The organism is Erysipelatoclostridium sp. MSK.7.34 (assembly GCF_019041935.1).
GTDB lineage: Bacteria > Bacillota_I > Bacilli_A > Erysipelotrichales > Coprobacillaceae > Thomasclavelia > Thomasclavelia ramosa.
Genome location: NZ_JAHPYJ010000010.1, coordinates 25,524 through 49,643 on the forward strand (window position 1 = coordinate 25,524; position 24,120 = coordinate 49,643).

At 31.8% G+C, this 24,120-nt stretch carries 24 protein-coding genes and 1 other annotated feature; of the genes, 14 read left to right on the forward strand and 10 right to left on the reverse strand.

All coding sequences use genetic code 11. From position 1 onward, the window contains the following. Positions 1 to 4: 4 nt before the first annotated feature. Entirely contained in the window at positions 5 to 196 is a 192-nt protein-coding gene (locus tag KTF99_RS08475; protein WP_003536072.1) for a hypothetical protein, read from the forward strand. Between the two features lie 59 nt (positions 197 to 255). Continuing rightward, positions 256 to 1,242 carry an ornithine carbamoyltransferase gene (argF, locus tag KTF99_RS08480; RefSeq protein WP_029480726.1) on the forward strand — a complete coding sequence of 329 codons (987 nt, stop codon included), beginning with the start codon at positions 256 to 258 and terminating at the stop codon, positions 1,240 to 1,242. An 8-nt stretch (positions 1,243 to 1,250) separates the two neighbouring features. Here the strand turns inward: argF and KTF99_RS08485 are convergent, their stop codons facing one another. Further along, positions 1,251 to 1,895, reverse strand: coding sequence for a hypothetical protein (locus KTF99_RS08485; protein ID WP_003536074.1), 645 nt, complete (start codon positions 1,893 to 1,895; stop codon positions 1,251 to 1,253). A gap of 103 nt (positions 1,896 to 1,998) precedes the next feature. Between KTF99_RS08485 and KTF99_RS08490 the strand changes: the two genes are divergently transcribed. Both KTF99_RS08490 and KTF99_RS08495 read left to right on the forward strand, forming a co-directional pair. Further along, positions 1,999 to 2,781 carry a metallophosphoesterase gene (locus KTF99_RS08490; RefSeq protein ID WP_003536075.1) on the forward strand — a complete coding sequence of 261 codons (783 nt, stop codon included), beginning with the start codon at positions 1,999 to 2,001 and terminating at the stop codon, positions 2,779 to 2,781. A gap of 3 nt (positions 2,782 to 2,784) precedes the next feature. Then, positions 2,785 to 3,609, forward strand: a complete 825-nt coding sequence (locus tag KTF99_RS08495) for a MurR/RpiR family transcriptional regulator (protein WP_003536076.1) — start codon at positions 2,785 to 2,787, stop codon at positions 3,607 to 3,609. A gap of 24 nt (positions 3,610 to 3,633) precedes the next feature. Here the strand turns inward: KTF99_RS08495 and KTF99_RS08500 are convergent, their stop codons facing one another. Next, positions 3,634 to 4,362 carry a C39 family peptidase gene (locus tag KTF99_RS08500; protein ID WP_003536077.1) on the reverse strand — a complete coding sequence of 243 codons (729 nt, stop codon included), beginning with the start codon at positions 4,360 to 4,362 and terminating at the stop codon, positions 3,634 to 3,636. A 112-nt stretch (positions 4,363 to 4,474) separates the two neighbouring features. After that, positions 4,475 to 4,999: a VanZ family protein gene (locus KTF99_RS08505; protein ID WP_022007501.1), complete on the reverse strand. Its 525-nt coding sequence runs from the start codon at positions 4,997 to 4,999 to the stop codon at positions 4,475 to 4,477. 231 nt (positions 5,000 to 5,230) lie between these two features. Here KTF99_RS08505 and KTF99_RS08510 point away from each other — a divergent pair, with 231 nt between their 5' ends. Beyond that, positions 5,231 to 6,244, forward strand: a complete 1,014-nt coding sequence (locus KTF99_RS08510) for a glycoside hydrolase family 25 protein (protein ID WP_003536079.1) — start codon at positions 5,231 to 5,233, stop codon at positions 6,242 to 6,244. An 84-nt stretch (positions 6,245 to 6,328) separates the two neighbouring features. Here KTF99_RS08510 and KTF99_RS08515 read toward each other — a convergent pair whose 3' ends face one another. Both KTF99_RS08515 and vanR read right to left on the reverse strand, forming a co-directional pair. Then, positions 6,329 to 7,414, reverse strand: coding sequence for a sensor histidine kinase (locus KTF99_RS08515; protein WP_008791282.1), 1,086 nt, complete (start codon positions 7,412 to 7,414; stop codon positions 6,329 to 6,331). Then, the gene (gene vanR, locus KTF99_RS08520) at positions 7,407 to 8,099 is read right to left on the reverse strand and encodes a VanR-ABDEGLN family response regulator transcription factor (RefSeq protein ID WP_003536081.1); all 693 of its coding nucleotides are present in this window, start codon (positions 8,097 to 8,099) and stop codon (positions 7,407 to 7,409) included. The genes KTF99_RS08515 and vanR overlap by 8 nt, the downstream gene beginning before the upstream one ends. A gap of 235 nt (positions 8,100 to 8,334) precedes the next feature. Here vanR and purM point away from each other — a divergent pair, with 235 nt between their 5' ends. The 3 genes from purM (at position 8,335) to KTF99_RS08535 (ending at position 10,381) form a co-directional block, all read left to right on the forward strand. After that, the gene (gene purM / locus KTF99_RS08525) at positions 8,335 to 9,582 is read left to right on the forward strand and encodes a phosphoribosylformylglycinamidine cyclo-ligase (RefSeq protein WP_008791283.1); all 1,248 of its coding nucleotides are present in this window, start codon (positions 8,335 to 8,337) and stop codon (positions 9,580 to 9,582) included. A 92-nt stretch (positions 9,583 to 9,674) separates the two neighbouring features. Continuing rightward, positions 9,675 to 9,812: a MerR family DNA-binding transcriptional regulator gene (locus tag KTF99_RS08530; RefSeq protein ID WP_081723948.1), complete on the forward strand. Its 138-nt coding sequence runs from the start codon at positions 9,675 to 9,677 to the stop codon at positions 9,810 to 9,812. Positions 9,813 to 9,985: 173 nt separating this feature from the next. Beyond that, complete coding sequence (locus tag KTF99_RS08535; protein ID WP_003536084.1) at positions 9,986 to 10,381, forward strand: hypothetical protein; 396 nt, start codon at positions 9,986 to 9,988, stop codon at positions 10,379 to 10,381. Between the two features lie 84 nt (positions 10,382 to 10,465). Here KTF99_RS08535 and argH read toward each other — a convergent pair whose 3' ends face one another. Beyond that, complete coding sequence (argH, locus tag KTF99_RS08540) at positions 10,466 to 11,845, reverse strand: argininosuccinate lyase (protein WP_029480724.1); 1,380 nt, start codon at positions 11,843 to 11,845, stop codon at positions 10,466 to 10,468. 42 nt (positions 11,846 to 11,887) lie between these two features. After that, positions 11,888 to 13,099, reverse strand: coding sequence for an argininosuccinate synthase (locus tag KTF99_RS08545; RefSeq protein ID WP_009299976.1), 1,212 nt, complete (start codon positions 13,097 to 13,099; stop codon positions 11,888 to 11,890). 159 nt (positions 13,100 to 13,258) lie between these two features. On the opposite strand from KTF99_RS08545, the gene KTF99_RS08550 reads away from it, so the two are divergent. The 6 genes from KTF99_RS08550 (at position 13,259) to argB (ending at position 20,438) form a co-directional block, all read left to right on the forward strand. Beyond that, on the forward strand, positions 13,259 to 14,395 hold the full coding sequence (locus KTF99_RS08550; RefSeq protein ID WP_003536087.1) for an AI-2E family transporter: 1,137 nt from the start codon (positions 13,259 to 13,261) through the stop codon (positions 14,393 to 14,395). Between the two features lie 219 nt (positions 14,396 to 14,614). Further along, positions 14,615 to 15,328, forward strand: coding sequence for an ABC transporter ATP-binding protein (locus KTF99_RS08555; protein WP_003536088.1), 714 nt, complete (start codon positions 14,615 to 14,617; stop codon positions 15,326 to 15,328). Next, on the forward strand, positions 15,321 to 16,931 hold the full coding sequence (locus KTF99_RS08560) for a hypothetical protein (RefSeq protein ID WP_009299977.1): 1,611 nt from the start codon (positions 15,321 to 15,323) through the stop codon (positions 16,929 to 16,931). The genes KTF99_RS08555 and KTF99_RS08560 overlap by 8 nt, the downstream gene beginning before the upstream one ends. An 84-nt stretch (positions 16,932 to 17,015) precedes the next feature. Then, positions 17,016 to 17,227: a binding site (T-box leader), on the forward strand. A gap of 45 nt (positions 17,228 to 17,272) precedes the next feature. After that, complete coding sequence (argC, locus tag KTF99_RS08565) at positions 17,273 to 18,310, forward strand: N-acetyl-gamma-glutamyl-phosphate reductase (protein ID WP_003536090.1); 1,038 nt, start codon at positions 17,273 to 17,275, stop codon at positions 18,308 to 18,310. 13 nt (positions 18,311 to 18,323) lie between these two features. After that, entirely contained in the window at positions 18,324 to 19,547 is a 1,224-nt protein-coding gene (gene argJ, locus KTF99_RS08570) for a bifunctional ornithine acetyltransferase/N-acetylglutamate synthase (RefSeq protein WP_008791291.1), read from the forward strand. Positions 19,548 to 19,574: 27 nt separating this feature from the next. Beyond that, positions 19,575 to 20,438 (forward strand): acetylglutamate kinase, encoded by an 864-nt coding sequence (argB, locus tag KTF99_RS08575; protein WP_003536092.1) that lies wholly within the window; start codon positions 19,575 to 19,577, stop codon positions 20,436 to 20,438. A gap of 13 nt (positions 20,439 to 20,451) precedes the next feature. Here the strand turns inward: argB and KTF99_RS08580 are convergent, their stop codons facing one another. From KTF99_RS08580 to KTF99_RS08590, 3 genes are all read right to left on the reverse strand, one after another. Further along, the gene (locus KTF99_RS08580) at positions 20,452 to 21,270 is read right to left on the reverse strand and encodes a metallophosphoesterase (protein WP_217215520.1); all 819 of its coding nucleotides are present in this window, start codon (positions 21,268 to 21,270) and stop codon (positions 20,452 to 20,454) included. After that, positions 21,267 to 23,057 (reverse strand): ribonuclease J1, encoded by a 1,791-nt coding sequence (gene rnjA / locus KTF99_RS08585; RefSeq protein WP_003536094.1) that lies wholly within the window; start codon positions 23,055 to 23,057, stop codon positions 21,267 to 21,269. Before rnjA ends, KTF99_RS08580 begins: the two co-directional genes overlap by 4 nt. Before the next feature lie 78 nt (positions 23,058 to 23,135). Then, positions 23,136 to 24,002: a DegV family protein gene (locus tag KTF99_RS08590; protein ID WP_003536095.1), complete on the reverse strand. Its 867-nt coding sequence runs from the start codon at positions 24,000 to 24,002 to the stop codon at positions 23,136 to 23,138. Positions 24,003 to 24,120: the final 118 nt, after the last annotated feature.

Sequence of the window (24,120 nt, forward strand, 5' to 3'; positions counted from 1 at the left end):
TGAAATGGATAATGAAAAGAAATTGTTTCGCTTAGATCTATCAATTGCTGTAGAAGCAACTTCAGCTCAAGAAGCCTTTGATATTTTAGTGACAGACGAAACATTAAAACAAATTAGAGAGTTGGTAATCAAGTCGAAAGATAATATTAAAGAAATGTTTGAAAAAGAAGATAGTGAACCTGCAATAATCAATTAGTTGATTATTGCTTTTATTTTTGTTAGAATTAAGAATAAAATTATAAAGGGGGATTTATAATGGATTTGTATGGTAGAAATTTTTTAACACTTAAAGATTTTTCAAAAGAAGAGATTAGATATTTTCTTGATTTAGCTCATCAGCTAAAAAAAGATAAAAAGGAAGGAAAAACGAGTAATAGCTTAGCGGGTAAGAATATTGTTTTGTTATTTGAAAAAACTTCAACGAGAACAAGATGTGCTTTTGAAGTGGCAGCATTAGATGAAGGGGCTCATGTTACTTTTTTAAGTAATTCACAAATGGGGAAAAAAGAATCAATTGAAGATACTGCCAAAGTACTTGGAAGAATGTATGATGGAATTGAATTTAGAGGATTTGAACAAAGTACAGTTGAAGCGTTAGCAAAATATTCAGGAATACCAGTATGGAATGGATTGACAGATGTAGATCATCCAACTCAGACTTTAGCAGACTTTTTAACGATTGAAGAGCATTTAGATAAGCCGCTTAACGAAGTGAAGTTTGTTTTTACGGGTGATATTCGTAACAATGTTTGTTATGGTTTGATGTATGGAGCAGCTAAAATGGGGATGCATTTTGTTGCATTAGGGCCTAGTGAACTACAAATGGATCCGGAAGTAGTAGCCTATTGTAAAGCTGAGGCCGAAAAATCTGGTGGAAGTTTTATGGTGACAGATAATGTTGATGAAGCGGTAAGAGATGCTGATGTTATCTATACTGATATTTGGGTTTCAATGGGTGAAGCAGAAGAATTATATCCACAACGGGTGAAATTATTATCACCATATAAAGTAACTCAGGCAATGATGGCTAAAACAGGTAATGATAGAACTTTATTTATGCACTGTCTACCTTCATTCCACGATTTTGAAACTACTCTTGCAAAAGAAAAATACGAACAAGGTATTGATATTCGTGAAGTTGAAGATGAAGTCTTTAGAAGTGCTAATTCGGTTGTTTTTGATGAAGCAGAAAATAGAATGCATACTATCAAAGCAGTTATGGTAGCGACTTTAGGTAAATAAAAACGGAGCTAAATAGTTCCGTTTTCTTTGGTTTTAGATATATTTTCATTTGTAATCATATCTAATAACCCACGATAATTGTATGTTGCATAAACACTTGGTGTAACACAGTGTACTGGCACGGTATTTTTAACAATATTCATTGCCTGTGGTTCTAAGTATGAAATTTGTGGTGCTAGGTAAATTGCATCACAGTCCAAATAACTACTATTTAACTGATAGAAGCCAAGAGGAATAATTTCATAATTAAGGTGTTTTAAGGAGATTAGTTCAGCTAGCTTATTTGCAAAGAATGATGATGATAAACCGCCTGAGCAACATAAAATTATTTTAAGTGGGGGACATTTTGTATGTTTGGTCAATGAATCGTAGAAGTCGTAAAATAATTTTTGTCCTTGAGCTAAACTAACGAGTTTGTAATGAAGATAGAATAATAAATTTTCTTCATCATCAAAGATTTGTTCTTCAATGATACCATTAGCCCAAATAACAATTGAACCACTAATATTATAATAATTAAAAGTGATAGTTTTCCCGTAAGGTTCATTGCTTTTTAATGTACATAGTATATTATGATCATACTTATTTTTATTTCCAAATAACCATTGTACAAACAATTCAAGATTAACGTCCAAATAGAATTCGTCGACCATAATTATCCCCTCCTTACAAATATAAGTATAATCAAAAATAAAGGTAAAGACAAATTTTTTCTAAAATAGTAAAGCGCTTACAAATAAATCAAGTGATATTTTAATGCTAAAGTATGATATGATAAGATTAGGTGATAAAATGACGGGTAAAACTTATGTCATCAGTGATCTACATGGTCACTTTGACTTATTGATAAAATTACTAGAAACGATATCATTTAGTGAAAATGATATTTTATATATAATTGGTGATATTTGTGATCGTGGACCTGACAGTCTAAAAATATTATTTTATATTCAAGATCATAATAATATTATTTTAATAAAAGGAAATCATGAATACATGTGGCAAGAAGCTTTATATTATGGAGTTTATTATGATGATTTTGATTATCCTTCACGGGCGTTAAAATTATGGTTAGCCAATGGTGGTGATACAACGATGAGAAATATTCGTGAATATCTTCAAAAAGATAAATTTAGATATGAAGATTATCGTGTTATCCGGACAGCTTTTTTTAAAAGTCTGTATGAATATTTGATTAATCTTCCTAATTATTTAGAAATTGAGGTAAATCAACAAAAATATGTGTTAGTTCATGCTGGAATCGATGTTCGTTATCCACTAAAAGAACAAAAATTAAATTCTCTTTTATGGATTCGAGATGATTTTTATCATGCACGAGGTGATTTGACAAAGATTTATATTTTTGGTCATACTCCAACAGCGATGTTAAACAAGGATCGGAGTTTTGATATTTGGGTTGATGATGTCCATCAAAATAAAATTGGAATTGATGGTGGTTTGGCTTGTGGTGTGATTGGACAGTTAAATTGTTTATGCCTAGATGATGGCAAAATTATTATTGTTAATAAGGAGGAGTAGGGAATGCGCGGAGCTTTTTATAATTTAGTTAATTTTATTAATACAACGAGCATAAATGATGTTTATGCTAATGCAGCAAGAAAAATTCTTCAAAATATCTATGTGATTCCGGGAAGTACAATAACTGATGTAGCAGAGCTTTGTTTTGTTTCAACAGCAACGATTTCCCGATTATGCAGAAAACTAAATTATGAATCATTTGCTGATTTTAAAATGGATATTACCATGAATTTAAATTATTTTAATCGCGATACACTCAGATTACAGTTTGATCATCAGTTGCCCCAAAGGCAGTATTTACATAAAGGTAAAGAAGTGTTTAAAGCTCATTTTGATAATATTTTAGATAATTTAAAAGAAACATACGAGAGTGTATCTTATGAAGACCTGGAATTTATTGTCGATAAAATTCATGATGCAAATAAGGTTTGTTTTGCTGGAAACTTTTTTACTCAATCAGTATCGATGCAATTACAGATTGAACTATCATATTTGGGTAAAGAATGTAGTGGGATGTATCCTTTAGAACAGCAAATTTTGACGGTAGAAGGATTAGATGAAAATGATGTAATTATTGTTTCAAGTATTGCAGGAGGATTTATGACTGATCATCCAGATGTTATGCGAGTAATTTCTAAGAGTCCGGCCTATAAGATTGTTATTTCTCAATTGGATGAATTTGTTTATAGTGATAGTATCGATATGATCTTAAAGGTTGGAACAGATCATCATTCACTGATTGGTAAATTTTCAATAACCTATATTTTTGAGGTTTTAGAAGCCCTGTATCATTTAAAATACGGAGTTAAAGAAAAACGGGAATTATAAAAAAAGGACTACCATTTGGTAGTCCTAAATCGTATTATAAGCCCACATAGCTTTGATTTGAGGAGCTAATTGGCTATATGACCATTGCTTATGACTATTTTCTTTACTGTTAGGATCATTAACTAAAAACTTGTCATTAATAGTTTTAGTAATGACAATAAAGTGACCAGTCGTTGTAAAATCGCCAGGACGTAAACTGGCGATGATTGGATGACCAGCATCTAATTGCTTAAACATTTCATTTTTGCTCAATGGCACAGCAGAAGCGATTAAGCCAAATTCATTACAGCCGCTTTCCATCAATGCCCATCTTGTCATACTGCCTTCAAGAAAATCGTTCTTAATAGCATATTTAGCAACATAGCGTGGGTTATAAGTTGTTTTGCCAGTTAAGCCAACAGCAACCATCGATAGACAGGTAGGGCCACAACCGGCAGTTCCAATAATTTCATCACCATATGTAGTATATGCCCAGCGCTTATCCCATTGGATATATAAAGGGATGCCATTAGGACTATCTAAGATAATAGGATCGGTGTTTTCATTGGGTTGATAATTTTCTTTCAGTTCAATTGCTTGAGGATTTTTATCAACAAATTCATTAATGTATTGGGGGCAGTCTACCTTATCAAGTGCACCTGAATTATCATTGTATAGTAGGGGAGGGATTATTTGGAGACATAAGTAACCAAATATAAATATAATGATAAAAGCGATAAAAGCAGGAATTTTTTTTAATTTTTTAAGTTTCATAAATGCATTGAATAGTATTTAATTACAATTGAAAATATAGTAATTACCCCCAAAACCAATACAATAAAGAATTTTTCTTTTTTATTTAATTTTTTTTCCATAATATTGCTCCTTAAATGATGAATGTAGTGAGAAGAAGGGGAGCGTAGTTATAAACAGAAATTAATCCGATACTCCCGAAACTAAGTAAGAATAAACTAGTCGAAACATTATTTTGACGATGCTGATTAATAAAATGATAGATTATTATTCCAATTAAACAGCCAAGAGTATTTAGGAAAATGTCATCGATATCAAAAACTCCCCATCCGGTGCCTAATTGAATTAGTTCAAAAGATAGACTAGTAAAAAAACCAATAAAGGCAATGTTGTAATTATTTAGAAAACTAAAATAGTGTCTCAAGATAATACTTAAAGGGATAAATAGGGAAACATTGCCAATAATATTTACAAGTAGAACTTTTGTTAGCCCTGACTGGTGATATTGATTAATGAAATCAAATAACACTAGATTACTATTATAGCCCATATCAATAAAACCATTCTTTAAAATGATTATTCGTATCAGCATCCAAAAATAATATATTGAACAAAGAGCTATTGTGATGTTGATCAAATAGTTATTTTTCTTTTCCATTTTTATCACCCCAATCAAAAAACCTATTCTACAATGATTATTATATCAAGTGACAATAGAATATATATTTAGATACTCTAAAGAAAATCTTACAAATTTCTTACAGCGAAGTATATAGAAAATGGTCTAAAAAGAAGCTGGCTATATAATATAAAAATAAAATTATAAATAGAGTTGAATTTAAAGTCATTTTATAAAAAAAATCATATAGTATTTTGAGGGGGTGAATAAATGGTTAGAGAAGGTATTGATGTTTCACAATATCAAGGTCAAATTGATTGGGAGTTAGTTAAAAATCATATTGATTTTGCAATCTTACGGTGTGGTTATGGTCAAGATATTCCTGGTCAAGACGATCCTACTTTTAAAAGAAATGCTGATGAGTGTACACGGTTAGGAATTCCTTTTGGGGTATATTTGTATTCTTATGCAACAACTGAAAGTGAAGCATTGTCTGAAGCACGACATGTTATGCGATTGGTTGAAGGATATAAGATGGAATACCCAGTATATTTAGATTTAGAAGATCCAAGAATTGGACAATTATCGAATGAACAGATTGAAAGAAATAGTCGTGTATGGGCCGAAGAACTAGTAAACAATAGATATTTTCCAGGATTTTATGCATCATATTATTGGTGGACGGAAAAATTAACTGGACCTTTATTTGATCGCTATACAAAGTGGGTAGCACGGTATGCTGAAGAATTAGGGGCCGAAGGTTTTGATATGTGGCAATATACTGATAAAGGATTTGTTGAGGGGATTAATGCACCGGTTGATCGAAATTATGCTTATAGAGATTTTCCTGCAGAAATAATAGCAGGTGGATTTAATAACTTTGAAGGTGATGAAACAATTCCTCCGATTACTAATTATCAGGTAGGAGATCATGTTACATTCGATCATGTGTTTGTTTCTTCTGACAGCACGACACCATTGATTCCATATATAAACCACGGAACGATTCGAAGAGTCGTAAAGGGAGCGAGAAATCCATATTTGATTGGAAATGGACTCGGCTGGGTGAATAATGATAGTATAACGGGAATGATGCAGTATTTATCTAATCCGACCTACCGAGGAGATTCTTTTGTAGATGCATTGGTCCAAATCGGGGTAGATGCTTCATTCGCATCTCGAAGAGAGTTAGCAAGAAAAAATGGGATATATGATTATACTGGAAGTGCAAAACAAAATTTAGAACTTCTTCGTTTGTTAAAGGAAGGTAGATTAAGACAATAAAGGATTTTCCTTTATTGTTTTTTATTAGAAAGATTATATAAATTAAAAGCTTTAATTCCTGACTTTTAGGAAATTAAAGCCTATTTATATTGGTAGTTTAATGGTAAATGTAATTAAATCATCAGTTAAATCAGCTTCAATTGTACCACCATGGAGCTCAATAATCTTTTTAGTAATTGCAAGGCCAAGTCCTGAACCGCCTGTTTTGCTATTACGAGCTTCATCTAAGCGGACAAAAGGTTGAAAAATACGTTCTAAATTATGTTCACTAATATGTTTGACAAAGTTTGCTACCTGAATAAAAATGCAATCAACTTCTTTTTTGGCAGTGATTATTAAATCTGAATTTTCTTTACTATAATTAATAGCATTACGAATAAGATTATCAAAGACTCGTTCAAATTGATTAATATCTAATTCAAGAGACAGATTGTCTTCAATCTTGGTAACACAGTTGATATTTTTTTCATGATATAAAGGCATAAATTCATAAGAGATTTGAACTAACATCATTGAAAGATTAACAGCTTTTCGTTCTAAAGAAATATCACTAAGATTATATTTAGCAATAGAAAAAAATTCTTCGATTAATTCTTCAAGACGAATAGCTTTATCATAGGCAATTTTGGTATAATTGCTTTTTTCCTCGATTGTGAGATTAGGCTGATTCATTAGTAGGTCTAAATATCCTACGATCGAGGTTAGTGGTGTCTTTAAATCATGGGCCAAGTATAGTAATAAATCATTCCTTTGTTGTTCTGCTTGTTTAATCGCTTTTTTATTTTGTAAAGATTCACGTTTAATTTGATTCATTTGATCTTCAATTTCTTTTAACTCATATGGTAAACTGATCAGATAATTATTATCGGCAACTAAAGTTTTTCCCGCTTCAAGCATTTTTTCAATATACTGTAAAGATTCACGGTAGCGAAGCCAAAAAATAATAATAGTATCAAAAGCAATCAAAGTAATTGAAATAGTCACTAAATTATCCTTGATGATTTGTGCTACCTGGTAGACAAGATCATATTCTTGCCAAATATACTGGTGATATACTTCATAAGAATAAAGTAATAAAATAACAAAAGTTACGACCGTGACACTAATTGTGATTCCAATTTTTTTAAGTAGATTAGCAGTAAGACTTTGCTTAAAATGAGTATTATTCAATAGTATAACCAACGCCCCAAACAGTTTTTACAAATTTGGGTTTTCTTGCATTCTCATTCATTTTTTCCCGCAGTCTAGCAACATGAGCCATTACGGTATTATTGTTATCTAAATATTTTTCTTGCCATACTGCTTCAAAAAGTTCTTCTGATGTAACGACACTGCCACGTTTTGAACATAAATACCAAAGAATTGAAAATTCAATTGGAGTCAAATTTAATGGCTGGTCATATAATGTACACTTATGATTATCATTATTGATCATTAAACCATTAAAATCGTATATTTGTTGATTAACCGCTGGTTCGTTAGTGTTATAACGGGTATAACGACGTAATTGAGTTTTAACACGAGCTGCCAATTCTAGAGGATTAAAGGGTTTAGTTAAATAATCATCGGCGCCTAAGGTCAAACCGTTAATTTTATCCATGTCATTATTTTTAGCAGTAAGCATAATAACTGGGAAAAAATAATCTTCACGAATTTTTTTTAATAGACTAAACCCGTCTAAATCGGGCATCATTACATCAAGAATTGCTAGATCATAATGATTTTTTTTCAAGCTGTCTAAAGCTTCTTGACCATGATAAAATTTAAAAACTTGATAACTTTCATTTTGTAAATATAATTCCACTAAGTCAGCGATAGATTGTTCATCATCAACGACTAAGATATTATAAACCATATTATCACCTCAAAAATCATCTTAGCTTATTTTGTCTTAAAAAACAATTTAAACACCAATATTTAAGAAAATCGTAAGAATTAGGTTTTTAGTTTAATAATTTTTATTGATTAGTAAGATATAGTGATAAGATTTTGTTTCAACTAAGAGTTGAATTATAAGGGATAACTCAAATGCAAGATTATTTTTTTATTTAATATTAATGTTTATAATTAAAGAGAAAGGTGGTATAAATATGATCAATGTAAATAAAGTAGGTGAATTCATTACTTTAAAACGTAAAGAAAAAGGTTTAACTCAACAACAATTGGCTAATAAACTATCTGTTTCTTTCCAGGCTGTTTCAAAATGGGAAAATGGTGGTTTGCCTAATGTTGAGATATTATCAGATTTGGCCGCATTACTAGAGATTACTGTTGATGAATTATTAGCAGGTGTAGAAAAAGAACTAGAGGGATTATCATATAGTAAGGCAGGGGTAGATATTGCATATAGTGATGCCATAAAAAGAGAAATGAAACAATATTTAAAAACTAGTGATCCACGGGTCTTAAATGGGTTAGGACCGTTTGCTTCTTTATATGATATTTCATTTTCAGATATTAAACATCCCGTTTTAGTTCTTAAATCGGAGGAACCAGGTTCAAAACAAAAACTAGCGATGGAATATGGATATAGTGAATCGATTTGTCATGATATGATTAATCATTTGGTTAATGATATTGTTGTTATGGGAGCAAAGCCCTTAGCGGTATTAGATACGATTGTTTGTGGTAATGCTGAAAAAGAAACGATTGCCTCATTGGTGAAAGGAATTTCGCAAGCATGTCAAAATAATGAATGCTCATTAGTGGGTGGAGAAACATCAATTCAACCTCAAGTTGTTGAACATGGTGTTTATGTCTTAACATCAAGTATTGCTGGAATAGTTGCAAAGGACAAGGTAATTGATGGTTCCAAAATTAGTGCTGGGGATGTTATACTTGCAATTGCTTCAAATGGTCTTCATACAAATGGCTATTCTTTAGTTAGAATGTTAATGGATAAATATCCTCAAATTAAATTAGAACGAATCATGAATGAAACATTTATTGAACAAATTATGAAACCACACACACCATATTATCAAGCATTAAAAGGATTGTTTACGAAGGTATCGATTCACGGTATGGCACATATCACTGGTGGTGGAATTGAAGGAAATTTATGTCGAGTTATTCCCGATGGTTTAACAGCTAAAATTGATTTAGCAAAGATTAATATTTTGCCAATTTTTAAATATATAAAACATCGTGGTAATATTGATGATAAGGAGATGCTAAATACATTTAACTGTGGGGTTGGTTTCAATGTTGTTGTAAGTCAACAGGATAAAAGGCAAGTCATGGAACATCTTTCAGAGTACTATCCTTGTTATGAAATTGGTGTAATTGAAAATGGCCAAGATAAAGTGGAATTTGAAAATAAATTAAACTGGTTATAAAGAATAGCATTAATGCTGTTCTTTTATTTTAATTATTCTTGACTGTATACTAAGAATATAGTGTTTAATATAATTGAAAAAGGAGTGATAGTATGACAACACATGAAGTTGAAGAGATGTTGGGAATAGCAAAACAGACACTTATTTATTATGAAAAAGAGGGTTTTATTACACCTCAGAGGAATAGTAATAATTATCATAATTATTTAAAAAAGAACTTGATATTTTAGAATTGATTTTATTGCTCCGGTCGATGGAAATATCGATTGATGAAATAAAATTAATCTTAAATAATCAATTTTCAATTAGAGATGCTTTAAAAACAAAAAAGAGTTTATTGAAAATACAAAAATTCAATTAGAAGATATTGAAAAAAATAAACAATTAAAATAAACGTAGATAGGTGAAAATTTCTTTTAATAACGAATCACTTAAACAATGGATCGACCGTGATACCTTATTTTTTAATAATGAAGAAATTAAATATAATAATCTAGTTATTCCTATTAATGAAATTATTGATTTCAATATTTCAATGTGTAGTGTTTTATATGAAATTACATTACTAAGAGTGTTTTTAAATTATTATATTGATATAGATGTCCGTACTGATTATGATGTTTATTCTTTTCAAATATTAAACAATAGTCAAGTTGTAAAGATGTTCGATTATTTGCAGAAAAAGCAGATAAGGCTAAATGATCGATATGGATTGATTGAATTATATCGAACTAAAGATCCAGTAGCATTAAATAAATATTTAGACATTAATTTTAAAAAGTGGGCAAAAAAAAGATAGTCTTGATAATCCCCGAGATAATAATTTTTTGAGACATCACTTAAAAAGAGGGGGATAAAAAAATAGTACTAGCAGCTGCTAGTACTATTTAAATTGTGCTAAATATTTTTCATTTAAGGTAATAACCTGTTTCATTGCCGTTATACCAGGTGCACCGATAGTATTACGCTTATTAACGCAAGTTTCAACGTTGATAGCATCATAAATATCATCATCAAAAACCTCTGAAATGGCTTTAAATTCAGCAATTGTTAGGTCATCAAGATCTTTATTTTGATCAATTGCATATAGGACTAGCTGCCCAATAATTCCATGAGCATCTCTAAATGGGACCCCTTTATTGACTAAATAGTCTGCTGCATCAGTAGCATTAGTAAATCCACCAGTAGCAGATTTACGCATTTTATCTTTATTAAATGTTGTTGATTTTAACATTCCGTCTAATAATTGTAAGCAGCCTTTAGTCGTTGTGAGTGCATCAAAGACAAGTTCTTTATCTTCCTGCATGTCTTTATTGTAAGCAAGAGGAATACCTTTCATCGTAGTTAATAAACTAGTTAAAGCTCCATATACTCGACCTGTTTTTCCTCTAATTAATTCAGCGATATCAGGGTTCTTTTTTTGTGGCATAATTGAAGAGCCAGTTGAATAAGTGTCATCTAAATCGACGAATTGGTATTCATTAGTATTCCAAATAATAATTTCTTCACTGATTCTTGACATATGCATCATCATTGTAGCCATAGCACTTAATAGTTCAATCAAATAATCACGATCACTTACCCCATCAATACTATTTAAGCAAGGTCCATCAAAACCTAATAGTTCAGCAGTATATTCGCGATCTAATGGGTAGGTAGTACCTGCTAGAGCCCCAGAACCTAATGGGCAGATATTCATTCGTTTATAAATATCTTCTAATCGGCTGCTATCACGTTTAAACATTTCAAAATAAGCTCCGAGATGGTGTGCTAATGTAATTGGTTGAGCTTTTTGTAAATGTGTGAAACCAGGCATGATTGTTTCAATATGAGTTTTCATTATATCATTAATCGTTATTAATAGATTATGAATTAAAGTATTTAATATAACAACTTGATCGCGTGTATATAAACGCATATCGAGTGCAACTTGGTCATTACGGCTTCTTCCAGTATGTAACTTTTTACCAGTGTTACCAATTCGTTCAATTAAAGTAGATTCAACGAAACTGTGAATATCTTCTTGACTATTATCAATCGTTAATTTACCAGTATTAAGGTCTTCTAATATTTGATTTAGAGCAGTTTCAATTTCAGTTCCTTCAGCACTTGTTAAAATCCCTTGTTTTGCTAGCATTTTGACATGAGCAATACTTCCTTGGATATCTTGGGTATAAAAAGTTTGATCAAAGCTAATTGATGCATTGAAATCATAAACTAGCTGATCGGTTGGTTTAGTGAATCGTCCACCCCATAAATTCATTTCATTTCCTCCTGTTATAATAAAAGGGCATTAGCCCTTTTATTAGTCTTTATTATTTAATTTCATTGCTCTTACTTTTGTTGAAAGTCCATATAAAGTAATGAATCCTTCAGCATCATGATGATCATATAGATCACCAGTAGCAAAACTTGCAATATCTTCATCATATAATGAATAAGGTGAAGTTGTTCCTTCTTTAATAATATTCCCCTTATATAATCTGAATTTAGTAGTACCACTAACAACTTCTTGAGTTTTATCAACAAAAGCACTTAAAGCTTCACGTAAAGGTGAGAACCATTTAGCAGCATAAACTAATTCTGCAAATTCAACAGAAACTAGCCGTTTATATTTTAATGTTTCACGATCTAAAACTAATTCTTCTAATTGGCGATGAGCTTCCATTAAAATAGTTCCTCCTGGTGTTTCATAAACTCCACGAGATTTCATTCCAACAACACGGTTTTCTACAATATCAATGATTCCAATTCCGTGTTTTCCGCCAATTTCATTCAATTCTTCTAAGATTGCAGTCAATGATTTTGCTTTACCATTTAATTTAACAGGGAATCCTTTTTCCCATTCGATAACTACATGCTCTGGTTCTTCAGGTGCCTTTTCAGGCGATGTAGATAACACTAATAAGTGGTCATAATTTGGTGCATTTTCAGGATTTTCCAGTTCTAATCCTTCGTGAGAAATATGCCAAATATTACGATCACGTGAATAACTTGAATCAGCAGAGAATGGTAGATTGATACCATGAGCTTGACAGTATTCAATTTCAGATTCACGAGAGTCCATATTCCATTTTGGATCACGCCATGCAGCAATGATCTTTAAATCAGGTGCAAGAGCTTTGATACCGAGTTCAAAACGAATTTGATCGTTACCTTTACCGGTAGCACCGTGACAAATAGCTGTTGCTCCTTCTTGACGTGCAACATCAACTAATATTTTAGCAATCAATGGTCTAGCTGTTGCTGTTCCTAATAAATACTTATATTCAAATACAGCATCAGCTTGAACTGTTGGCATGATATAATCTTTGACATATTCATCAACTACATTTTTAATATATAATTTAGTTGCCCCACATGCTTTAGCTCGTTCTTCTAATCCGTTTAATTCTTCAGCTTGACCAACATCAATACAACAACAGATTACTTCATAATCATAATTTTCTTTTAACCAAGGAATAATAGCAGTAGTGTCTAGTCCCCCAGAGTAAGCAAGAATAACTTTTTCTTTCATCATTTAATTCCCCCTTAAAATAACTTTAAATTATCATTATAATAAACTATAGAATTCATAATTGCAATATTTTCTCGTAATTATGCAATATTTTGTTGATTGTTCATATTTAAGCAATAGTGGTAAAATAAGATTAACTAAAGTAATCGGGAGGATAAAATGGATGGAGTGAAAATCGACTATAAAAAAATATTAGAAATAGTATTGATTGGTATCGGATGTTATTGGGCTTTAAATAATTTTCAAATAATACTAGATATTTTTAATAGTATTCTTGCAGTAATAATGCCTTTTTTATTAGGAATTATGATTGCTTTTATCTTAAATGTATTAATGATTAGAATCGAAAAGATTTTATCTAGATTTATTTTAGATAAAAAGTATACTAGTTTTAAACGTGTGATCAGTATTATTGTTTCATTGTTGATTGTTATTGGGGTAATTGGAATAATTATTACTTTAATTATTCCAGAATTAACAAATGCGATAAAAGTAATCGTTAAATCTTTTCCAGAAACCTTTGAACAGTTACAAGTGTGGATCAATCAAAATGGCAATAGTTTTCCGCAGTTAGAAACATGGATCAATAGTGTTGATTTAAACAGTATTGCAAGTGAATTAAGTGGTTTATTTAAAATTGGACTTACTGGAATGCTCGGTTCAACTGTTGATGTCATTTCAATGTTCTTTACAAGTATTCTTAATTTAGTTGTGGGAATTGTATTTGCCCTCTACATATTAATGAGTAAAGAAACTTTAAAACGCCAAAGTCATAAATTGATCGATGCCTATATTCCAAAACGTATTTCAGTAAAATTGTTAGAAGTGGGGACACTCGCTCGAACAACTTTTTCAAATTTTGTGATTGGTCAAACAGTTGAAGCTTTCATTTTGGGAACTTTGTGTGCCGTTGGAATGGCTGTGTTAAATCTGCCTTATGCTCCAATGGTAGGCTCTTTAGTAGGGATCACGGCTTTTGTTCCAATTGTAGGGGCATTTATCGGTGGTGGCATAGGGGCATTTATGATTTTGACAGTTGATCCAATGCAAGCATTGATTTTTATCATTTTCTTAGTTGTGTTACAACAACTGGAAGGAGATTTAATTTATCCACGAGTAGTAGGCTCTTCAGTAGGTTTACCGTCGATCTGGGTACTTTTTGCAGTAACGGTTGGTGGAGGATTATGGGGAATTACAGGAATGTTATTTAGTGTTCCGGTTCTTTCAGTAGTCTATGCTCTTATTAAGGGGCATGTTAATAAAAGCGGTACTAAACCTAAAATAACTAATAATTAAATCTAAGTAATTTTTATTAATGAAATGAATATCCTGTTAAAGCAGGATATTTTTTTAATAACTATTTAGAAAATATTCTAAATAGTTTAATATTATGTTACAATCTATTTAGATAATATTCTAAATAGTTACAATATCACTTGCAATTAGGATATAAGTAGGATATTATGATAATATAAATAATAAAAATAATTTTATTTATGAAATGAGGAGATTAAAATGTTAAAAATTGAAAATTTGACAAAAACTTATGGTCAAAAAAAAGCCGTCGATAATTTATCATTAGAGATTGAAAATGGTCATATTTATGGTTTTATTGGACATAATGGAGCTGGTAAAACGACTACATTAAAGTCGATTGCTGGAATTATGGAATTTGATCAAGGGAATATTTATATTGATAATAAATCAATTAAAGAGGAGCCGTTAGCATGTAAGAAGGTAATGGCCTATATTCCTGATAATCCTGATCTATATGAATATTTAACAGGAATCAAATATTTGAATTTTATTGCTGATGTATATGGGGTCAGTCAGGCAGAACGAACTGACAGAATCAAAAAATATGGGGATATGTTTGAACTAACAGATTCTTTGGGGGAACCGATCAGTGCATATTCTCATGGGATGAAGCAAAAATTAGCAGTAATATCAGCCTTGATCCATGAGCCTAAATTAATAATTATGGATGAGCCGTTTGTAGGCTTAGATCCTAAGGCTTCTCATTTATTAAAGGGTTTGATGCGGGATTTGTGCGATCGTGGTGGAGCAATCTTTTTTTCAACTCATGTTCTTGAAGTAGCTGAGAAACTTTGTGATAAAATTGCTATTATTAAAGCGGGTAAACTTGTCGTATCCGGGAACACCCAAGATGTCATTGGGGATGATTCATTAGAAGAAGTGTTCCTAGAGTTGGAGGATGACAATGCTTAAGTCATTGATTAAGATTCGGTTTCAAGGAATTTTTATGAGATCGATGAAAGGAAGTAAAAATAAAAATGCCGGAATAGGTAAATTAGCATTGATGGTATTAGTGTTTGCTTATATTGCCATTGTTTTTGGTTCAATGTTTGGCTACATGTTTAATATGGTTTTAGAACCATTTACGGCAATTGGTTATGAATGGTTATATTTTGGAATCATGGCAGTATTAATTGTTTTACTTTGCTTTATTGGGAGTGTTTTTACAACCCAACAAGAAATTTATGGTGCTAAAGATAATGAGATATTATTATCAATGCCGATTAAAACAAGTGATATTTTATTAAGTCGTATTTTTGTGGTATTAATCATCAACTATTTATATGAGGCATTGATTGCAATCCCTGGTGGAATTGTTTATTTTACTCAGGTGCCGTTTGATCTTTTAAAATTACTCTTTTTCCTTATTGTCATTATAACGTTGCCGTTATTAGCCTTAGCTTTATCTTGTGCATTTGGCTGGTTAATGGCAATGTTAATGAAACGAATACGGAATAAAACAGTTATTACTATGGTATTATCGTTAGGATTTTTAGGACTCTATTTTTATTTGATTAATAAACTTCCGGAATATTTGGTTGCATTAGTAGCTAATGGTAAATCGATTGGTGAAGCGATTCAAAATACGTTATTTCCAATCTATCATTTAGCTTTAGCAATCAGTGATGTCAATGTCGTGAGTTTGTTACTATATTTAGTTTGTAGTGTAGGGCCATTTGTAATTGTAATGTATCTTCTTTCGAAGAATTTTATTAGTATTGCAACTAGTAAAGCACCATCAAAGAAAGTTAAATTGAAGGATTCAGATATTAAATTTAGTAGCCAAAAGGGAGCGTTATTTAAACGAGAGTTAAAACATTTTACATCTAATCCGATGGTCATGATGAATGCTGCTTTGGGAATTGCATTTACCGTTGTTTTAGCTGGTGCTGTCTTGATTAAAGGTCCTGAGCTTTTAGATATGTTGGGAGTAATTCCACCAGAATATCAAGCTTTGGTGAATGAATTTATAGTTCCATTGTTATGTTTGGCAGTGATTGGGACTAATTCAATGAATATTATTAGTGCTGCTTTGATCTCGTTGGAAGGGAATCGTCTATGGATCATTAAATCACTACCAATTAAAACTAAAGATATTCTTGAAAGTAAATTGATGCTACACTTAGCTTTATGTGTACCACCAGGATTGTTATTTTCAATTGTCGGAAGTGTAGTTTTTTCATTGAGTTTAGTAGATAGTTTATTAGTTATTATCGTCCCTATAGTTTTTACGGTTTTTGAAGCTTTATTAGGTTTATTGATTAATTTATGGAAGCCGAAATTTGATTGGATCAATGAGACTGTTGTCGTAAAACAAAGTGCTGCTGTAATGATTACAATGTTTGGAACGATGGCGCTTGTAGTTTTTATAGGTGGTATTTATATTGGTTATTTAAATGAGTTTATTGGTGCTGTAACTTATGTTTATATAATGCTAGCGCTTTTCTTGATTATCGATATTGCTTTCTACTATTTGTTAAATACTTGGGGAATTAAAAGATTTGAAGAATTATAGGCATGTGTTTACGACACATGCTTTTAAATTGTTGGAAATTCAAATAAATATTTGACAAATTTTTTTTTAGTAATATAATAATAACCAAACTCGGTGACTAAAAGAGTAGTCTTAATAATGGTTTTAGCGAGCTGGCGTTGGTGGAAGGCTGGTAATCTAGTTAGGATGAAGCGCATTTATGAGAGGAAAGTGGGAAATAGTAGTATCGCTTTCGGGTAATCACCCTTAACGATGAAAGAGATCATAGGGTCAACTTATGATAAATAGAGTGGTAACGCGGTTAAATCGTCTCTTGTTTAAGAGGCGATTTTTTATTTTAACAAAGAAATGGAGGACTAGAAATGATTAGAGTAGGAATTGTGGGATCAACTGGATATGGGGGATGTGAGTTAGTCCGATTTTTATTAACTCACAAAGAAGTGGAAATTAAGTGGGTTTCATCAAGAACCTACACTGATGAGGAGTATAGTTCGGTTTATTCCAGCTATTTTAAATTATTGGATCAGCAGTGTGTTGATGAGGATATTACAAAATATCTTGATGATGTTGATGTGGTTTTCTTTGCGACTCCACAAGGGGTTTGTGCCAAAATGCTTAATGAGGAAGTTTTAAGCAAAGTAAAAGTGATTGATTTAAGTGCAGACTATCGAATTAAAGATGTTAAGACATATGAACAATGGTATGGAATTGATCATGCTTCACCACAATTTATCGATGAAGCTGTATATGGGCTGTGTGAGATAAATCGTGATAAAGTGAAACAGGCACGATTAATAGCTAATCCAGGATGTTATCCAACTTGTTCAATTTTATCAGTCTATCCGTTAGCTAAGGCGGATTTAATTGATATGGATACTTTGATCATTGATGCTAAAAGTGGTGTTAGTGGGGCTGGCCGTGGGGCTAAAGTCGCAAACTTATATTGCGAGGTAAATGAAAGTATCAAGTCTTATGGGGTTGCAAGTCATCGTCATACTCCGGAAATTGAAGAACAGTTAGGTTATGCGGCAAATCAAGAAGTATTATTAAACTTCACGCCTCATTTAATTCCAATGAATCGAGGAATCTTAATTACAGCTTATGCAAAACTTAAAAAGGGAGTTAATGAAGTGGATGTCGCAAAGGCTTATCAATGTTATGATGATGAGTATTTTGTAAGGGTATTGAAATCTGGGGTCTTACCAGAAGTACGTAGTGTTAAGGCTAGTAATTTTGTTGATATTAATTATAAAGTTGATCCACGGACAAATCGAGTTATTATGATGGGAGCTATGGATAACTTAGTTAAAGGAGCAGCTGGCCAAGCAATTCAAAATATGAATATTATGTTTGGATTAGATGAAAAAGAGGGGCTAATGCTTGCTCCAGCAATCTTATAAGGGGGAAAATAAAATGAAAATAATTGAGAATGGAACGGTAACCTCGCCTAAAGGATATTTAGGTGCTGGAGAACATGTTGGTATTAAAAAAGCAAAAAAAGATTTAGCATTGATCTATAGTAAAGTTGATGCCAAAGCGGTAGGAACTTTTACCCAAAATATTGTTAAGGCAGCACCAGTGTTATGGGATAAGATGATCGTTGATAATTATGATCATGTTAGAATCATTGCTGTTAATAGTGGGGTCGCAAATGCTTGTACTGGCGATGAGGGTTTAAAATGTAACGAAGAGTTTGCTCAAACTGTAGCAGATAATTTTGGATTGGAAAAAGAGGAAGTTCTAATTTGTTCTACAGGTGTAATTGGTAAGCAATTACCAATGAATAAAATCATTAATGGGGTACCAATTGTTAAACCGTTATTAAGTGAGAGCCAAGAAGCAGGGGTAATCGTAGCTGAATCAATTATGACGACAGATACGAAACCAAAGCATCTTGCTGTTGAAATTGAAGTCGGTGGAAAGACGGTTACTTTGGGGGCTTGCTGTAAGGGGTCAGGAATGATTCATCCAAATATGGCAACCATGCTGGGATTTATTACAACCGATTGTAATATTTCTAAGGAATTATTAAATAAGGCATTGAAAGAAGTAATTCCTGATACTTTCAATATGGTTTCTGTTGATCGTGATACTTCAACTAATGATACAGTCTTGTTATTAGCTAATGGATTAGCTGGAAATCAAGAAATTGTTATAGAAGATCAGGATTATCAAATATTTAAAGAAGCCTTATATTATGTTAATGAATATCTAGCTAAAGCAATTGCCGGTGATGGCGAAGGTGCAACTAAATTGTTAGAAGTTCAAGTTCATAATGCTGATACAGTTCAACAGGCTAAAGTAATCGCTAAAAGCGTTTGTACTTCACCGTTAGTAAAGACAGCAGTATATGGCAATGACGCTAACTGGGGAAGATTATTATGTGCAATGGGTTATTCTGGTGAACAATTTGATCCATATAATGTTGATTTGAGCGTTGCTAGTGAATTTGGGGAATTGCAATTGGTGGCTAAAGGAATGGCGACTGATTATAGTGAAGAATTAGCAACTAAGATCTTATCAAGCAGCGAAGTAAAAGCAATTATTGATATTCATAATGGTGATTGTAAAGCGATTGCATGGGGATGTGATCTAACTTACGATTACGTTAAAATCAACGCTGACTATCGTTCATAATAAAAATTTAATTAAGGGGGAAATAATGTGCATACAGTTGAGCAAAATAAAGCACAAGTATTAGTAGATGCTTTAAGTTATATTCAAAAATTCCATGGAGATATCGTAGTTATTAAATATGGTGGTAGTGCCATGACTAATGAAGTTATTAAACACAGTGTTTTAAAAGATATTGCGGTTCTAAAATCAGTTGGGATTAAACCGGTAATTGTTCATGGTGGGGGAAATGATATCAATGGATGGTTAAAGAAAGTTGATATTAAAAGTGAATTTAAAAATGGCTTACGGGTAACTGATAAAGAAACTTTAGAAGTTGCTGAGATGGTTTTGTCAGGGAAGATCAATAAAGGATTAGTTCAACATATGGAAAGAATAGGAACCCATGCAGTTGGCTTATCTGGTAAAGATGGTAATATGATTACAGTAAAAAAAGCAATGCCAAAAGGGGATGACATTGGTTATGTTGGGGAAATTATAAATGTTGATGTTACTTTACTAGAAACATTGTTAGAAAAGGATTATACACCGATTATTTCAACAGTAGGATTAGATTCTAAGTATAATGCTTTTAATATTAATGCAGATGATGTAGCAACGGGTGTAGCTCGTGCTTTAAAAGCGAGTAAGTTAGTATTTTTAACTGATATTGAGGGAGTTTTACGTAATCCGAGCGATCCTAGTACACGCATATCAGTAATTAATACAGAGTCAGCAGCTGAATTATTTGAACAAGGAATTATAACCGGGGGAATGATTCCAAAATTAAAAAATTGTCTTGAAGCAGTTCAGGAGGACGTAAAGAAAGTCCATATTTTAGATGGCCGTCTGGAACATAGTTTATTAATTGAAATTTTTACAACTAGCGGGGTTGGGACAGAAATAAAAAAATAAAGGTTTAGAGCCTTTATTTTTTTAATGTCACAATATTGATTTGATTAGGACAGAAAAGACGATATTCGTATCCGTCTTCCATACCTAAACCGTTAGAAATCAATAATTGACTTTTTGATTTAGTGTGTTCACCACTAACATAAGTATTACCGTTAGTTTTTTTAAATAGTCCGCCAATAAAAGGAAGACGAATATAACCACCCATTGTATGACCGGAAAGTTGTAAAGCAATTTCATTATTTGAAGTCGTGTTAAAATAATCTGGTTCATGAACTGCAACTATTTTGTAACTTTCACTATTATTTTCATTAATTAGACCACTTAATTCTCCTGTTCCCTCAAGACCAAAAAGACTAATCGTAGATCCATTAAAATAAATAGGACGATATTCGTTATGCAGAACTTCAAAACCACCCTCATTTAAAATGGCATTGACATCATTTGATGAAGCTAAATCTTTTTCACCAAGAACAGCAAATTTACCATATTTAGATTTTATATTGAATAATAATTCGATTACCTTATCGTTATCAAAGGGCGTGGCTGAAAAGAGGTCACCACCAAAAATAACCATATCAACATTTTCTTTGTTTAATGAAGTGACAATTTTTTTTAATCTAGTAACATCACTACTTTTTTGGAGATTAATATCGCTGATAAAACCAATTTCAAAATTCTTGAATTCATCAGGTAAACTATTATTAGTAATAGTCGTTTTTTTTATAGAATAACTATCAGGAGCGATATATCGGCTATAATAATAACCAAAACCGCTCCCGATAATAACGATTATCAATAATAGTAGTTTAATCGTTCTTATTTTTTTTCTCATGATTTTTTATTCATGATAACCGGAATAATCATTGGATTCCGTTTAGTTTTGCGATAAAAATATGAAGATAATGTATCGCGGGTAGTATTCTTAATTTCTCCGAAAGTAGTTTTACCTTGTAACAATTTTGATAAATTTGTTTCAACTAACTTCTCAGCTTCACGAATCATGTGAAAACTGTCTTTCATATATACGAAACCACGTGAGATAATTACTGGTCTTGTCAATAATTTTCCACTACGAGAATCCATACTAATTAAAATTGAAACCATTCCATCTTCAGATAACATTTGTCGATCGCGAAGTACAGCTGTGGATAAGCCGCTAATATCATTACCATCAACATAAATATCTTCAACATGAATTCTCGGACCTAATCGAGCCTCACCATTATTCAATAAAATTGTATCTCCATTTGATAAAACAAATGAATTTTCTGGTGGAATACCGACATCTTGAGATAATTCAGCATGAATCTTCAACATGCGATATTCTCCATGGACAGGGAAGAAGTATTTAGGTCTTGTCAATAACATCATCAGTTTTTGTTCCTCTTGAGAAGCGTGTCCGGAAGTATGTAAATTATTGAAAGCGGTATTTGTTAGTACCTTAGCACCAGCTCTAAATAATTTATTTACTACTACATTAACACTATAAGCGTTACCTGGAATTGGATTTGATGAAAAGACAACAGTATCGCCGGGTTTGATTTTGACATATTTATGAGTTCCATTTGCAATTCGACTTAATGCTGCTAATGCTTCACCTTGAGAACCGGTACATAAAATCAAAATTTCATTATCTGGTAATTTTTTTGCTTGTTCACTTTTAATAAAGAACTTATCAGGACATTTAATATAGCCCATAGCTCTTGAAACTTGAATGTTGTTTTCCATTGAACGACCGTATACTAAAATTTTACGATTAAATTTAACAGCTGCTTCGACAATTTGTTGTACTCGATGAACGTTGGAAGCGAAAGTTGCTACAATCAAACGTCCCTCTGTTTTTCTAAATTCCTCTTGAACACTATTAGCGACCTTCTTTTCACTGATTGAAAAAGTAGGAACTTCAGAATTAGTAGAATCACTCATTAATAAAGTAACCCCAGTTTCACCTAGGAAAGACATCTTTTGATAATCTGCTGGATCACCGACTGGTGATAAATCAAATTTAAAATCTCCTGTTTCAACAATCCGTCCATTAGGACTATTAATAATAATTCCCATTGATTCTGGAATAGAATGGTTTGTTTTAAAGAATCCAATATTAAAATATTTAGATTTGATTTGATACTCATCGTCGATTTGAATAATTTTTGTAGCATTAGTTAGTCTTTTTTCATCTAACTTTCTTTTAATCATGGCACTAGCAAGTGGTGTAGCATAAATGAAAGGAATTTTAACTACTTGAAGTAAGAAAGGAATTCCACCTATATGATCTTCATGACCATGGGTAATCATTAAACCACGAATTTTCTTTTCATTTCTTTTTAAATACGAGTAATCAGGAATAACGTAATCAATTCCCGGTAATCCTTCTTCAGCAAATTTTACTCCGGCATCAATAATGAATAATTCATTATCGTGTTCAACACAGTACATATTTTTACCGACTTCATTTAGTCCGCCAAGGGCAAATACCTTAGTATCAATACTATTTTTTGTTTGTTTTGATTTATTTACCGCTTTTTTTGGCGTGTTGTTTCGAGATTTACTTTTATTATTATGATTTTTTTGTGGTGACTTGCCAGGTCGTTTATTATTTGTATTAGGCTTTTCTTGCATAATAACCTCCTTAATTATATTTTGTATCTTTTTAAGTATTATAACACATATTAAAAGACAAGAAACGAAGTTTCTTGCCTAGATAATCTTTTTGCATGCAGCAATGGCTAGAGCATGCGGTCCAATATGACATGAAACACTAAGTGACAATGGGTCACAAATAATTGTTGAATCAGGATAAATAGCTTCTAATTCTTTCTTTAATTCTAATGCTGGCTGTTCGTCGTATGTATATGCAATACAAACATGAACATTCTTTCCTTTTCCTTCTGGATCAAGACGTTCATCAATATCTTTTTTTATTGCTTCCATCATAATTTTAGTTGCTTTAGACATTGTTCTGGTCTTAGAGAAAGTATCGAGCTTTTCACCTTGAATTTGTAAGATTGGTTTGATTTTCATCATTCCGCCTAAAATTGCAACAGCAGGAGTGATTCTTCCACCTTTACGAAGATAATCTAACGTATTAACAGTAATATAGATAGAAGCATTTAATTTATTTGCTTCAAGAATTTCTTTGATTTCTTTTGCTGATTTACCAGCTTTAGATAATTCAAGTGCATCCAGAACATCCCATTTTTGAGTTACTGAAACGCGTTGTGAATCAACGACTTGAACTCGTCCATCATATTCACCTGCTAACATCAAAGCAGTTTGGCAAGAGCCGCTTAAGCCACTAGACATGGGAATATGAACAATTTCATCATACTCTTTTAATACTTCATCCCAAAGTTTACTAACATCACCAACTACGGGTTGACTTGTAAAAACTTCAGCATCTGTCATTAGTTTTTTATAAAACTCATCTTGAGATAAGTTGATATCTTCATAGAAGGTCTGACCATCAATAGTAAATGGCATCGGTAGTACGTTGATTCCTAATTTTGTACCTTCAGCCTGAGTGATTCCAGAATTACTATCAGTGATAATTGCTACTTTATTCATTTAAAAACCTCCTATCTCTAAACCATATTTTACTTGAAATAATAAAAAATGCAAACTATTTAACCATTATTATAAAAATAATTAAATGAAAGGCATTACAATATATAACTGTATTATA